This is a genomic window from Mesorhizobium sp. M7A.F.Ca.US.002.01.1.1 (assembly GCF_004022955.1).
Taxonomy (GTDB): Bacteria; Pseudomonadota; Alphaproteobacteria; order Rhizobiales; family Rhizobiaceae; genus Mesorhizobium; species Mesorhizobium ciceri.
This window is the reverse complement of the sequence record NZ_RZQE01001079.1, coordinates 1-401: the sequence shown is the minus strand read 5'-3', so window position 1 is coordinate 401 and position 401 is coordinate 1. Positions and strand designations below refer to the sequence as shown.

Below are 401 nucleotides of genomic sequence, written 5' to 3'. Positions count from 1 at the left end.
CCGTGAACTCGGCTCGCGGTGCGAAGGCCGGCAGCGGCACTGAGCCCGGTGCCATCGCCATGACGATCGCTTCAGGCGTCTTCCCCTTCTGCCCGGCAAGCGGTTCTTCGCCTGGATCGCTGGCAGCAATCTGGATGTCCGCCCGCTGGGCATCCTGCGGCGGCACGATAGCGATACCCTGTCCAGCCGGTCTGGGTTCGACGGACCTCGCCGGTTTGCGTGGCGCCGGCACCGCTTCCGCGACATCGTCGGACTCGTCTGCGCCGCCCCCGCCCAAGAGCGTCGCCAGCAGGCCACGCGGCCTGCGTTGGCCGCCGTCGACGCTTGCCAGCTCGATGTTGGGCGTGCCGGCGCCGCGCAAACCGGCGAGGTCCGTCGAACCCAGACCGGCTGGACAGGGT

General features: G+C 70.6%; 1 pseudogene. It reads right to left on the bottom strand.

The features are described from left to right. A pseudogene (locus EN932_RS37795) lies at nt 1-401 on the bottom strand (hypothetical protein); the annotation flags it as partial.